The 15,037-nt window shown below is 42.5% G+C and carries 8 protein-coding genes; 1 reads left to right on the top strand and 7 read right to left on the bottom strand.

The features are described from left to right. Nucleotides 1-8: 8 nt before the first annotated feature. The 7 genes from ACE38W_RS20635 to ACE38W_RS20665 all read right to left on the bottom strand — a co-directional run bounded on the left by ACE38W_RS20635 (nt 9) and on the right by ACE38W_RS20665 (nt 12,744). Nucleotides 9-1,892 (bottom strand): transglutaminase family protein, encoded by a 1,884-nt coding sequence (locus tag ACE38W_RS20635; RefSeq protein WP_375834068.1) that lies wholly within the window; start codon nt 1,890-1,892, stop codon nt 9-11. Between the two features lie 137 nt (nt 1,893-2,029). Continuing rightward, a complete protein-coding gene (locus tag ACE38W_RS20640) occupies nt 2,030-2,596 on the bottom strand; it encodes a DinB family protein (protein ID WP_375834071.1) in 567 nt (188 codons plus the stop codon). A 575-nt stretch (nt 2,597-3,171) separates the two neighbouring features. Continuing rightward, nucleotides 3,172-4,254, bottom strand: coding sequence for a PA0069 family radical SAM protein (locus tag ACE38W_RS20645; RefSeq protein WP_375834074.1), 1,083 nt, complete (start codon nt 4,252-4,254; stop codon nt 3,172-3,174). Between the two features lie 73 nt (nt 4,255-4,327). Next, on the bottom strand, nt 4,328-6,106 hold the full coding sequence (locus ACE38W_RS20650; protein ID WP_375834077.1) for a hypothetical protein: 1,779 nt from the start codon (nt 6,104-6,106) through the stop codon (nt 4,328-4,330). 91 nt (nt 6,107-6,197) lie between these two features. Continuing rightward, nucleotides 6,198-7,631: a glycoside hydrolase family 125 protein gene (locus tag ACE38W_RS20655; protein ID WP_375834080.1), complete on the bottom strand. Its 1,434-nt coding sequence runs from the start codon at nt 7,629-7,631 to the stop codon at nt 6,198-6,200. A gap of 205 nt (nt 7,632-7,836) precedes the next feature. Next, nucleotides 7,837-11,238 carry a methylmalonyl-CoA mutase family protein gene (locus tag ACE38W_RS20660; protein WP_375834083.1) on the bottom strand — a complete coding sequence of 1,134 codons (3,402 nt, stop codon included), beginning with the start codon at nt 11,236-11,238 and terminating at the stop codon, nt 7,837-7,839. 795 nt (nt 11,239-12,033) lie between these two features. Then, nucleotides 12,034-12,744 carry an NUDIX domain-containing protein gene (locus tag ACE38W_RS20665; protein WP_375834085.1) on the bottom strand — a complete coding sequence of 237 codons (711 nt, stop codon included), beginning with the start codon at nt 12,742-12,744 and terminating at the stop codon, nt 12,034-12,036. A 178-nt stretch (nt 12,745-12,922) separates the two neighbouring features. Here ACE38W_RS20665 and ligA point away from each other — a divergent pair, with 178 nt between their 5' ends. Next, nucleotides 12,923-15,028, top strand: a complete 2,106-nt coding sequence (ligA, locus tag ACE38W_RS20670) for an NAD-dependent DNA ligase LigA (RefSeq protein WP_375834088.1) — start codon at nt 12,923-12,925, stop codon at nt 15,026-15,028. Nucleotides 15,029-15,037 lie beyond the last annotated feature (9 nt).

A 15,037-nucleotide genomic window follows, 5' to 3' on the forward strand; every position in this document is an offset into this window, starting at 1 on the left:
GGGATAGATTATTTTTTACTAAGGGTTACTTGTTCCAGATATGCTTTATCTAATGATTGAATGTCGTTGTTCCATTGTAAGAATGATGCTTTAGGCAACCAGTTATTTTTGATAGTAAGTTCTTTTCGGTAGATCACCTTTGCACCGGCTTGTTTGTAGGAGAGATGAAAGGCATAACCATCTCGTTCTATCTTCAGTTCCTGTGGCAGCTCTGCTTTATAACCCGCAGGAATATCCAGGCTGGTTTCATGTATGAGGTGGTGTTTGTAGGAAAACAGATAATCGGATTTTCGTTTAGCCGTATCGATGCTAAAACCAGAGAACTCCTTTCTGAAATCCATCTCAATAAACATATCATCACCGAAGCCACTTACCGCATCCTGGTATTTCAGGTCATAGTTGATGTTCAGACGTTGGTTCCAGTTGTTCATATCTGAATTTTGCAGATTGGAGATAACATATTTCTCGTTATTTTCATTCAGATAACGTTGTAGGGCATTACTCACTTTTTCTTTTCTGATACCATTTACCTGTGTAAGCAGAAACTCCTTGCTTTCTCCGTCCCATTCGTGTTGTACTTTACCAACCAGCGCATTTCCTTCTACATGGATATTTCGTTTTTCTGTTTCAGTATTCTGTAGGTAAGAACAGAGTGGCACACGGTCAAGTATATACGAATTTCCATCCTCTATCATTACCTGGCGGTTCTGGATACGCTGTGCGTATTGATTCAGCCCGATGTAAGTTTCGGTAGCGTCCAGGAAAATCCTTTTGCCTTTATAGGTAAGCGCACATATCATGTGGTTGTCCACTGCCATGCTGGGAATGGAGTAATCGTAGGCGATATGATCAGTACCTATCCAGCACAGACGTGCATCAAAGCCGAGCGCTTTCAGAAGGCCTCGGGTGAGATTAGCCATGCCTTTACAGTCGCCATACTTATGTTGTAATACCGATTGGGCAGCTTCAGGTTTAAATCCAGCCAGGCCATCTTCAAAAGCGATATATCGGATATTATCCTGTACCCAGTTATAAACAGCTGCTATTTTGGCTGTATCGGCGGTAATTCCATTGGTGATATCTAGTGCTTTGGCTTTGATTACATCGTCTTTATCACCGATTTGTTTTGCCAGTGAGTGATACCAGTTATAGAGATCCGCAGTTTTATTGAAATATTGTTGAATTCCTTCTTTAGTATTGGCCGACTGGCTAAGCACTAACAGGTGAGGATATACGTAGCTTGGGCCAGGAGCTTTATCATCCTGGGAAATAGCGGGTAAGTTGGTAGCCGTAAACGTGTATACGTCAGCATCTTTGCGGCTATTATAGGTCACTTCCTTTTTTATATTGTAGCCATTGAAATTCATTTCTTTAAGCTCTACTTTCATCCATTTAGGGACGATGATGGTTACCGTCTTGGTGGCTAATGGAAATGCTTCTGTGAAATATATACTGGTAAGATAGCGAGGGTCCAGGAAGGTTTTCTGTAGTTCTACCCTGCTCTCGCTTCCTTTTTTTATCAAGTCGAGTTTGATGCCACATATTTTGGCGTCAGAATAGAAGATATCGTCTACTGTATAGTTTGCATAAATGGGTTGGATGTCTTTACGTCTGTCGTTATTGACATAAACTCTAACCTCATCTATCCGGCTTTTATCATCATAAAATTCGGCGAATGGAATGGTGGTGCGATACTGATTGCAGAGATAGGCTACTTTTAAGTCCTGTCGGATGTTTACGGGGTTTTCCTTTTCGCCGGACAAAACAAATTCGTATTGTTCTTCCTGACTGGAGATGGTTACATTTTTATCGTTATCATCAGCGGCAAAAGTAGGTTGGGTGCATAGCAAAATGCTGATGCATAGGAATAGGTAGTACAGAGATCGGCTCATAAGTATACTGATTACTACTAAATATACACATAATAAAATTATTTTAATAAAAAGCCGACTCTACTGAGTAGAGTCGGCTAGTAATCAGCATACCAAGGAATTAACAAGAATAGATGACCTGAATGGTCGACCTCAAATTATATTAATACCGCGCTGTCTTCGAACTGTTTTTCCACTCTTTGCATTTGGCGGATATGACGTTCGATATGTTTGGTAAGGAAATAGATGTATTGATAGATATCCAGTTTACCCAGGTGGTTAACGGACATGTTGGTAAATACCAGCACACCTTCACCATTTTTGAGTAGGGATACATTGTACATGCATTGCGCATACTGTTGTTTCAGTGTGGCTTTTATTTCAGCGAGGCTTTTCAGGCCTTCTGGCTCCATGTGTTCGGGTCTTACCCATCCAAATGATTTACTGCCTATCACATCGATCTGCGCGAATTTATCTTCATAATCGGCAGGTACGATTACGGCATGACCTGTTCTTTTACGTTCCAGGGCACGGCGTGTTGCTTTATTAATGATCAGGAGCAGGAAGTAGTTGGTGAGTGTTATATGTTCTAACACTTCTCTGATACTCCATTGATCTGTTTCTGGTTTGAAGTCCAGCAATGCCTGATCTTTTTCAAACCATTGGTCTAACTCCCTGAAATTGGTGAGTAAAGCCTCTCTTACTACTTGGATTACATTCCTCATGGTGCTTCGTTTTTGGGGTTATGTACTCTACCTGGCTTTCACGGGTTAAGCACATAATGTATTTATAATAGAGATTTCCCGTTGTTAAGAGGGTCAGGGGGAAACAATAAGGCCTGACCGCAATTACGGGCCAGGCCTAATAATGTAAGGGTAGGTTACAAAATTATATACGCGGTCCGTATGGTTTTTTCAAGGCAAAACCATCCTGTTTACACCAGGCTTGTTTTGCTATGGTGTAAAAAAACTTATTAGTTATCTTCTGAATAATGTTACTATTCAATGTCGTCATCTCTAACTGCTTCAAAAGCAAAAAGGTCCCGCTTATTCAGCGGGACCTTTGTTTATATCGTTTGATAACTTACTATCGTTAACAATCGGTGCAACATGCCCGCAATCCGCACTTGACCTGCTTCTTGCAGGCCATCGCTTGAATCTTATATGTTGAAAAAAGTTGCACAGTTATGTTTAATTGAAACAAAGGTAATTTTTATTTTTTATCAATCATAAAAAATCACCCTACTTTTTTTGTAGAGATAACAATTAATTCATATTATCCTACGTTGTCGATTGCACAATCAAAATAAACTCAACTGTGAAGAAGGACGTTGAAACGCATCGGTATTAAATTCGAAACGTTCCTGGTTTAACCCATGCTTCTTTATATGTATACGAAATTGTTGTCTTATCAGATCTGCAATATTTCCTTCACCTCTCATTCTCCGACCAAATTCACTATCGTTTACATTGCCACCATGCAGACTTTCAACGAGATGCCATACTTTGTCCGCGCGGTCAGGAAAATTTTTATATAGCCAATCATTGAAAATAATTTTTACGGCATCATTTAGTCTGACAACGGTGTACCCTGCAAATTTCGCTCCATTAGCTGCAGCAGCTTCCAGTAATCGTGGAATTTCATGATCGTTCAAACCTGGAATAATGGGCGCAGTCATCACGCCTACAGGTATACCTACATCGGATAATTCTTTTACTATTTTAAGTCTTTGTGCTGCAGTAGTAGTTCTAGGCTCCATTTTTTGGCGCAAATCCTCATCCAGCGTGGTAATGGAAACATATACACAAACCAGGTTTTCTGCAGCAAGCTTCTGCAGGATATACCTGTCCCGCAATACCAATGAGTTTTTAGTGATAATACCTACCGGCTGTTTATATTCCAGGGCTATTTCTAATAGTTGCCTTGTCAGCCACATCTTTCGCTCTACGGGCTGATAACAGTCCGTATTCCCTGATAAGGAAATAGGCTTAGGTACCCAGTTCTTATTATCCAGGAACTTCCTGAATAATTCAGGGGCATTATGTTTCACAATGATTTTACGCTCAAAGTCCATTCCTGCACTCAGTCCCCAGTACTGGTGCGAATTACGTGCATAACAGTAAATACAGCCATGCTCACAGCCCTGATAAGGGTTCATGGAATACCACATCCCTACATCCGGACTATCTACTTTATTGACCAGCGTTTTTGCATGTTCTTCGAAGATCTGTGTCGGAACATCAGCCTGCCACCATTCATCAATACCTTCCACGTGCTCTTTCACATATTCATCCGTCAGGTATTTATTCTTTGGATTGATCTGTGCACCACGTCCTTTGTAGTATTGGGTTTCAGGCACCCCCTCCTGGAATGGCAATGTCATACACTAAATATTTTAGTAAAACTACTAAAATATTTAGTTATTATTTATATTTTTAGAGAGATTTTTTATATAGCTAGATGATCTGCATTTGTTTCATCAGGAAAGTCGCATTCTTATTCCTCGCAATACCTTCCCTGATCCGGTAGTCAAAGTATAAATGATCGTCCTGAATAGTGCTCTCAAAGCAGTAATTCTTTATCCTCGTTGGATAGGCATCTTCCATATGCCCGAGCTCCAGGTCATGCGTGGCTATCATTCCCAGACACTCATATTGTATGAAGTGCTCTATCAAACTACGAGAACCGGATAACTTATCTTCGGAATTGGTTCCCTTTAATATCTCATCCAACAACACAAACACTCTTTTTCCCGTTTTTAACGCCGAAATAATATGCTGCAACCGCAGCAGCTCCGCCTGGAAGTAACTGGTATGACTAGCGATAGAATCTTTAATACGCATAGACGTCATGATGCCCATAGGTACGAAACTGAATTCCTTTGCACATACCGGCGCACCTACCATAGCCAGTAACAGGTTACTGCCTACACTGCGTAAAAAGGTGCTCTTACCAGACATATTGGACCCTGTTATGATCAGGAAATCTGCTTTTACACCTACGCTGCCATCATTGGCCACACATTCCGATGCAGGGATCAAAGGATGCCCCAAAGCTATAGCCTCCAGCTGTAACTTACCATCAGATGCTACAGGCCAGCAGTATTCGGGATGATTAAAGGAAAATGTAGCCAAGCTATTCCATACTTCCAGCTGGGCAACAACTTCCAGCCATTGATTCAATTGATCCTTATACTGCTGCTTCCATTTCTCCAACCCTGTTATGCAATGAAGATCATACATCACTACAGGGTTCAGCACAAAGCCTACCAACAAGTTCATACGCTGGTCCAGTGCCCCGGCAATCTTGCCTAATTTGCGTAATGCGGTACCCGCCTGGTTGGCAATTTCCTGTTGCTCCTTTAGTAATTGTGCATTTCCAAACGACGCCTCTCTGATAACCTGAAGAATAGCATCAAACTTACCAAGGATACGCGCCTTATGCGCCATCAGGTTATGTTGTGCCAATACTTGCTTCTGTGCCGATAACAACAGCATATAGTTTACCAGCAACATTATCAACGCCCAAACATATACTCCCGTCAACGCATATACGACAATAGCACTTATCATTAACACCGGCGCCCCCCATCTTACCACCTGCCAGAAACGTTTACCCAGAAATTCCAACGGCATCTGCAACCAAAGGTTGATTTCTTTCTTGTCACTCTGTTCTTCTCCTGATAAAGTGGCCGTAGCCGACAACAGCTGCCTGAATTCCAATGCTGGCGCCAAGACTTTCAAGGATTCCTGCACCGCCACAATATCTGCTGATTGACTTAAAGGATTACGTAAGCTATCCGCCAGCAAATTACTGCCAGAAATACTCCCTGTACGATTGATATGCTGATAGATAGAAGCATGGCCGAATACATCCAGATCACTGGTAAAATCATGTTTTTCATCTACATATCTTGCCCCATCATCAAAACCAGCAACATTAGATATCACCAGCGCCAATTCCTTCTCATTCAAGGAAAGCAAGGCTTTATTTAGCTCCAATTTATCTTGCAGGCGTAAATAGGCTTTTAGCAGCCACCCAAATAATACGAGACCGATGAACCCCAGTGGCAATAAGATCACATAATCTGTCCTGAAATACTGAATAAAGCCATAACCGGCCACCAGGAATGAAAATAACCGTAACCAGCCCAATCTGCTGAGGCGGATCTTTTCATCTGTAATTGTAGTCGTCAGCGTATTAATCCGCTGTTGGTATATCTCTTCCAAGGTCATTTGTATTGGGTTATATACATGAAAAAGGGAGCAAAAACCCAAAGATATTTAAATCTCTGGGTCTTTGCTCCCTATACTATTGTTGTGAATATTAGATAGAATACTGACGCTTCAACAGCTCAGGATACTCATTGCTCACTTTCAGTATCAGTTCTCCAAACAAAGTATTAGCCCATGCAAACCATTTACGTGTATACTTGGTAGGATCATCTTTTTGATAAGACTCATGAATGAATCCTGTGTTACCGTCGGTGTTACGCAATGTTTTGATACAAGCGGCGATCTCCTCTTTATCATGACTGGTCAATGCTTTCATGATGATGCTCATTGGCCAGATGTAGTTTTCGCCAGTATGCGGGCTACCAATACCATCACCAAACTTACCTTGATAATACCACGGATGGAAAGTACTCCATACAAAGTGGCGGGAAGCCTGATACAGTGGATCTTCCGCGGTAGTGTAGCCTAGATAAGGAATAGAAAGCAGACTAGGCACGTTGGTATCGTCAATGAATAAACGATTGCCGTAACCATCTACTTCAAAGCCATACATATGGCCCAATTTCGGGTGCTCCACGATGGCATAGGCTTTAATGGCGCGGTCCACCTCATCAGCCAGGGCATGACATTCCTTCGCAAAGGCATCATCTTTATAAACAGATTCACTGATTTCTGCCAGCTGACGCAGCGACACCACGGCAAACATATTGGAAGGAATCAGGAAAGGAAATACAGTAGCATCATCTGAAGGCCTGAAAATAGAAACGATCAGTCCTACAGGCAGCATAGGAGAACCCCAACCCGCATTAGGCACAGTGTCTGACTGCCAGGCAGTAACACGTTGGAACTTATAAGGTCCTTTGCCATCTTTACGTTGTTGTTCTTTGAATGTTTTCACAATCAGTTGTGCAGCCTTTTTGTACTGTTCATCAAAAACAGTAGCATCACCGGAGTTTTTCCAGTAATGGTATGACAGTCGAACCGGATAGCAGAGAGAATCGATCTCCCATTTGCGTTCATGCAGTTCAGGCTTCATATCAGTCAGATCTTTTTCCCATTCACTACCAGTAGGACCGTCGTTGAATGCATTGGCATAAGGATCTATCAGGATGCATTTAGCCTGACGGTGAATAACACCTTGTACTAGCTGCTGCAATTTTTTGTCGTCTTTCACCAGCGCCAGATATGGCCATACCTGTGCAGATGAATCGCGTAACCACATGGCGTTGATATCGCCAGTGATAACGAATGTATCCGGTTTTCCGTCAATTACTTTGAAGTTAACAGTAGTATCCAGGGTGTTTGGGAAACAGTTCTCAAACATCCAGGCAAGTTTGTTGTCGGCAATTTGTTTTTTTACTGTTACTATAGTTTTTTCTACCGCTTCGCTGGTAAACTTACGCTGCGCCACTGGTGGACGCTGCCCAGTATAACCATCCCATCCAAACACTGTCTTCGGTAATCCTATACTTGCAGCTCCTGCCAGCAGGGCACTGTTTTTTAGAAAATCTCTCCTTGCAACCATACTGTTTTAATGTTTATGAAGATGTAAAATAAAAAAGTTTTCCGGATTTGCTAAATCGATTTACATATTTTATTATTTCTCGCAAAGCAGCATAAGCAGCAAAGCAGCCAAGACTTATGTTTATTGACCAGAGCGGGATTCCACTCGATGAACAAAACACAATCCTCCGCTGCTTTGCTGCTTATGCTGCTTTGCGAGAAAAAAATTACATATTACGTCTGTACTGCCCTCCCACCTCATACAAGGCATGGGTGATCTCCCCAAGCGAGCAATGTTTTACAGTCTCCATCAGCTCATCAAACAAGTTACCGTTATTCACCGCTACCTGTTTCAGATGCTTCAGTGCTGCTTCACGCTTCGCCTGATGACGATGCTGGAAGGTCTCCAGTGTTTTGATCTGGAATTGTTTCTCTTCAGTTGTAGAACGGATTACCTCCGCAGGAATCACCGTAGGAGAACCATTTTTATTCAGGAAAGTATTCACACCTACAATTGGATATTCGCCAGTATGTTTCAGTGATTCATAATAGAGGCTTTCTTCCTGTATTTTGTTACGCTGATACATTCTTTCCATAGCACCTAATACACCGCCGCGTTCTGTAATACGATGGAATTCAGCCAGTACAGCTTCTTCAACCAGGTCGGTCAGTTCTTCGATGAAGAAGGAACCTTGAATCGGGTTTTCATTTTTAGCAGTACCCAGCTCCCTGTTGATAATCAGCTGTATTGCCATCGCTCTGCGTACGCTTTCTTCTGTAGGCGTAGTAATGGCCTCATCGTAAGCGTTTGTATGCAATGAGTTACAGTTATCATAGATCGCATACAGTGCCTGCAATGTAGTACGGATATCATTGAAGTCTATTTCCTGCGCATGCAAACTACGACCGCTGGTCTGGATATGATATTTCAGTTTCTGTGAACGATCGTTTCCTTTGTATTTATTCTTGATAGCCTTCGCCCAGATACGACGGGCAACACGGCCAATCACCGCATATTCAGGGTCCATACCATTACTGAAGAAGAACGAAAGATTCGGTGCAAAATCATCGATATTCATGCCTCTGCTCAGATAGTATTCCACATAAGTGAAACCATTAGCCAGCGTGAAGGCCAACTGTGTAATCGGATTTGCACCCGCTTCCGCAATATGGTAACCCGAAATACTTACTGAATAAAAGTTTCTTACCTTCTGATCAATGAAATATTCCTGCACATCTCCCATTAATTTCAATGCAAACTCTGTGGAGAATATACAAGTATTCTGTGCCTGATCTTCTTTTAAGATATCTGCCTGCACGGTACCTCTTACTGTACTTAAGGCATGTGCTTTGATCTTCGCATATACTTCTTTATCCAACACCTCTTCGCCAGAAATCCCCAGCAACGCGAGTCCCAGTCCATCATTACCGGCCGGCAGATCACCGTTGTAGTGTGGTAAAGGATAATCTTTAAATTTATCTTTAATGGTAGCCTGCACTTTTTCGGTCAGACCATTTTCCTTGATATATTTTTCACACTGCTGATCAATGGCCGCATTCATGAAAAAGGCCAGCAGTATAGGCGCAGGGCCGTTGATAGTCATGGATACGGAGGTCTTAGGATCGCAAAGATCAAAGCCACTGTACAATTTCTTGGCATCATCAACGGTAGCAATGCTTACGCCGGAGTTACCAATTTTTCCATAAATATCCGGACGTACCGCCGGATCTTCCCCATACAGTGTCACGCTGTCAAATGCAGTAGACAAGCGCTTTGCTGGCTGATCTAATGACACATAATGGAAGCGTTTATTTGTTCTTTCTGGCCCACCTTCTCCAGCAAACATACGAGTAGGGTCTTCACCTTCACGCTTGAGCGGGAATACGCCTGCTGCATAAGGGAATTCGCCCGGTAAGTTTTCGGTTAACTGCCAACGGAGAATATCGCCCCAGTCGCTGTATTTAGGCAGACTAACCTTTGGAATCCGGCTATGGCTCAGGCTCTCCGTAAATAAAGGCAGTTTAATTATTTTATCACGCACTTTAAATTCGTAGAAATCTGCGGTGTACTGTTGTACAATAGCAGGCCATCCTTCAATCAGTTTAAGACATTCAGGATGGATTTCTTTTTCCAGATGTGATTTGATATCATTGAGTGCGTTGAGCTGTACGTTATCCAGTTGCAGTTTCATTACGCCCTGCAGCTGATATAGCTGAGATGCCAGCTTACATTGTTCATCCACCCATTTGCTATAGTCGTCGATGCTTTCTGCAATCTCTGCGAGATAGCGTACACGTGCCGGAGGAATGATCTGTGACTTAGTAGTAGTTGACTTCAGGCTCTCATGGCGGATTTCGCCAAAAGCAATACCTGCTTTCTCCTGAACTTTTTCCATCACCCGTTCAAATAACAGGTTAATGCCTGCATCATTAAACTGGGATGCGATTGTACCTACAACAGGCAGCTCTTCATCTTTCGCTGTCCAGAGGTTATGGTTACGTTTATATTGTTTGCGTACATCGTGCAAGGCATCGAGGGCGCCGGCTTTATCGAATTTGTTGATCGCGATTACATCTGCATAATCCAGCATATTGATTTTCTCCAGCTGAGAAGCAGCACCATATTCTGGCGTCATCACATACAGGGAGACATCACAATAGTCCGTGATGGCGGTATCGCTTTGTCCTATACCAGAGGTTTCCAGGATGATAAAGTCAAAAGCTGCTGTTTTGCAGATGTCGATAGCTTCCTGGATATGTTCACTGATGGCCTTATCACTCTCTCTAGTAGCAAGGGAGCGCATATAAGCGCGAGGGTGATGAATGCTATTCATGCGGATACGGTCGCCGAGAAGTGCGCCGCCTGTTTTCTTTTTGGAAGGGTCCACAGAAATAACTGCAATCGTTTTATCGGTATAGGCGTTGAGAAAACGACGTACCAGTTCATCTGTTACACTACTTTTACCAGCACCACCGGTACCTGTAATACCCAGTACTGGCAAGCCTTCTGAAGGTGCGGTAGTAGTGAGTGTAGTTTCGCCTTGATCAACGGTAACGGCTGTACGAGTTTTACGTGCGCTCAGCAGTGCTACTGGCATATCATTCTCCGCTAAGCTGATAGCTCTCGCAATCAGTTTGGCATTTTTATCTTTTCTCAGTTGTGCGGTATCTTCTCCGCCTTTGCCTTCTGGCAGCGGCGTTACAGCTACATCGCATCTGTTGATCAGATCTTCGATCATACCTTCGAGGCCCATCTGGCGGCCATCATCAGGAGAATAGAGTCGTGCGATACCATAAGCATGGAGTTCATCCAGTTCGGAAGGAAGGATTGTTCCTCCGCCACCGCCAAAGATCTTGATATGCCCACATCCTTTTTCTTTCAATAAGTCATACATGTACTTAAAGAACTCTACGTGTCCCCCTTGATAAGAGGTAACAGCAATCCCCTGTGCATCTTCCTGGATGGCACAATCCACAATTTCTGCAGCAGACCTGTTATGGCCGAGATGAATCACTTCAGCGCCCTTTGCCTGCATTATACGACGCATGATGTTGATTGCAGCATCATGACCATCGAATAGTGCGGCGGCAGTTACTATGCGAACCTTGTTTTTTGGTGTATACGACATATAATAAACCTGATTTATAGCGCACCCGCTGGTGCAATCTGCAATTTACCGGTTTTCTCGCACAATGCATGACTGTAGTGCAGTGAAACGCTCTTGCCAAGGATTGTTTTGGATAGATTTCTAAAAATGAGGAAGTAGGTAGCAGTACGCTTAATGTAGGGTAGTTTTTAGTGAGATTGATTAAGGAGAGCGCGGGATTTTTTTAAAAAAACAAAATATAGAAATTCATTATGTGAGATAATAAAATTGAACGAGTGAAGGCCTTTGCCTCATCTCTGCAAGCATTGCAATCCATTTCCTCTCCTAATAATAACGAGCAAAAAAATCCCCTGCCTTTACAGACAGGGGATTTATACTAAAGAAATCAAAAATTAAAAGACACCTGGCAAAAGTGCAAAGCAGCCTTTTCGTTTCATAACGTGGAATTATAAAATCAACTATAGAAAAATTTTAATTATTTATTATTTGTAAGATGAATTAGAGAGAAAAAACTCTGCTGAATAACAAGGAAACTTCTACATTTTGGTCACTACATCGTTGCTCAAAAAATATCTATTGGCACAATCATCTACCGATGATTTTCTTAGGATGTGTATATCTTACACAATCTTAATTAAATTTTTGTTAAAAACAAACTTTTTCGCTCGCTTTTTTGAAAATAAACCCCTGAAATGAAAAAATAGGGACAAACGCCCCCTAACCCTTTACTGCAAAGGATTTGAATGCTAATTTATTTTAACAGGAAAAGTAAAGTTTACCCTAAGTAATGGAGAAAAAAATATCAGGGCGCGCGAATTAAAAACCGATCCCCAGATAGCGCTTTTTCCGCTGATCGTACTTATCAAAATTGAATTTATAGAGTTTCGCCGGACGATGTGGCACATCCTCCTCCTCTTCATTGAGGTCCATCAGCAAATCCATGGAAAGGAACTTCTTACGGAAGTTTCGCCTGTCCAGCTCCACATCCAGAATAGCTTCATAAAGATTCTGTAATTCACGTAAGGAGAATTTCTTGGGCAACAAATTAAAGCCGATAGGTTGTACCATCACCTGCTGCTTCAAACGCTCATGGCAGGTATCTAAAATCTGTTTATGGTCAAAAGCCATATCCAGTACATCTTTTACACTATGCCAGTGTAATTCATTGTTACTGCTTTTCAGCTCTACGTGTTCAATATTTACAAGCGAATAATAGGCTACTGTTATCACTCTACCAGCCGGGTGACGCTGTATCGCGCCAAAGGTCTGCACTTGCTCCATATACACATTATCCAACCCCGTACGCTCTTTCAATACACGATAGGCCGCCTCGTCCAGTTCTTCTTCGGGCCTTACGATATCGCCTAACAACGACCATCGCCCCTTGAATTCTTTTAGATCCGACTCTATCAGTAATACCTTCAGCTCATCATTATTAAAGCCAAAAATGACGCAGTCGACAGAAATGGCGACCTTGAAATAATCCTTTATTTCAATAAGGTGTGTATTGATGTTCTTTGTGGACATGGAAGACATCATAGAAACGTGGAATTACAGTAAATTTCTTGCTTTATAGATTGTTTAGTCAAACTAAAGAAAAAAATATCACATTTTTAATAATTAACAGAGTTTTTTTTGTTCCAGCACTTGTCGGCCTTCGCTGTCAGAAAAGATAAGTTTATTTTTACGGCTCAGTATTATTTATATGTATACAAAAGATATAGAAATTACACTCGATCAGCTCGCCAAAAAACTGCTGGCCAATCACCAGCAACAGCAGCTGTTGGATTCCATTGATGAAACCCTGGAAGCTTTACGCCGCGTTATTACGTATAATGATTGGCGTTATTACGTGCAAAGTGACCCTGTTCTCAGCGATTATGAATATGATCAACTGTTTGCATGGCTCAAAAAACTGGAAAAGGAAAACCCTGACCGCATTAGTCCGGATAGCCCTACTCAACGCGTAGCACGCGGCCTCACAGAAGAATTCCCTACCGTTCAGCACCTCGTTCCCATGCTTAGCCTGGAGAACTCCTACAACGCAGATGACCTGATCGACTGGGACCGCAAAGCCCGCGAAGCAGCTGGCCTCCAGGAAATTGAATACTGCATCGAACCTAAATTCGATGGCGCCAGTATCTCCCTCATATACGAAAACGATATGCTTACGCGTGGTGCTACCCGCGGCGACGGCGTTGCAGGGGAAGATATTACCAATAATATCAAACAAATACGCACCATCCCACTCTCTGCTAAGTTCTCCAACTATGGTATTCAGCAAATAGAGATACGTGGTGAAGTATTAATCAATAAAAATACTTTCAAAGCTTTCAACGAAAAAAGAATCGCTGAAAACCTGCCACCACTGGCAAATCCACGCAATGCTGCTTCAGGATCCTTACGTATGAAAGATACCGCAGAAGTGGCAAAACGCGGCCTAGAAGCCTTCCTCTATCATATGAGCTATCATACCATGGAGCCAGGCAAACAAGAACCTGCACAACTGCTAACCCATAGTGGCACGCTGGACCTCCTTAACACACTCGGATTCAGAAGTCCGGCCAAAGAAAAGAAAGTAGTTAAAGGTGTACAGGCAGTAATCGATTATGTATTGTGGTTCGAAAATGAAAGGGATAATCTCCCTTATGAAATCGACGGCATGGTAATCAAAGTGAATGATTATGCGCTCCAAGATAAGCTGGGCATGACTACTCACCACCCACGCTGGGCCATCGCCTATAAATTCAAGGCGCGCCAGGCTACCAGCAAACTGCGCGCAGTAGAATTCCAGGTAGGCCGCACCGGTTCAATCACGCCTGTAGCCAAGATTGATCCTGTTCATATCGGCGGCGTAACAGTCTCCTCCATCTCTCTGTTTAATGAAGATGTTATCCGTGAAAAAGATCTTAAACTCGGTGATACCGTACTGGTAGAAAGAGCTGGCGACGTTATTCCTTACATCGTGAAATCCAATGCTGATATGCGCGACGGCAGCGAAACGGAAATAGTATTTCCTACACATTGCCCCGTATGTCATGATAAACTCTTTAAACCAGAAGGAGAAAGCGTTTGGCGTTGCGTGAATATTAATTGCGAAGCCCAGGTAGTAGAACGTATCATTCACTTCGTCAGCAAAGATGCCATGGATATTAAGAGCTTTGGCGAAAGCAATGTGCGTAAGTTTTTCTCCATGCAATTACTGAAAGATATTCCTGGGATTTATCAGTTAGACTTCGATAAGATCGGCTCCCTGGAAGGGTTTGGAAAGAAATCACTCAGTAACTTGCAAACAGCTATTGAGCAATCCAAAACACAGCCAATACATCGCCTCATCTTTGGCTTAGGTATTAGATATGTTGGTGAAACTACTGCCAAAACCTTAGCCAACGCAGTTTCCAACGTAATGGACCTGAAAAACTTTACCGAAGAACAAATTCTTGCACTGGAAGATATCGGCCCTAAAGTAGCTGGTTCCATCCTGCAATTTTTCAGTAATGAGGATAACTTACATATGCTGGAAAAGCTGGCAGAACTAGGTCTTAACATGGAAAACACCAAAACTGCCAGTGTCGGTATCGGTGAGTTAAGCGGACAAACATTCCTCTTCACTGGTACGCTCGCAAAACTGAAACGCAGCGACGCAGAAGAGATGGTAGAACAACACGGTGGTAAAATTCTCAGTGGCGTAAGCAGCAAACTGAATTACCTGATTGTTGGAGAAGATGCCGGTAGTAAACTGGAAAAAGCGAAAAAAATCAATACTATTAAAATTCTTACAGAAGACGAATTTCTGGAGATGATCAAATAATCATGCTGT

It is taken from the genome of Chitinophaga sp. Hz27, assembly GCF_042263525.1.
GTDB lineage: Bacteria > Bacteroidota > Bacteroidia > Chitinophagales > Chitinophagaceae > Chitinophaga.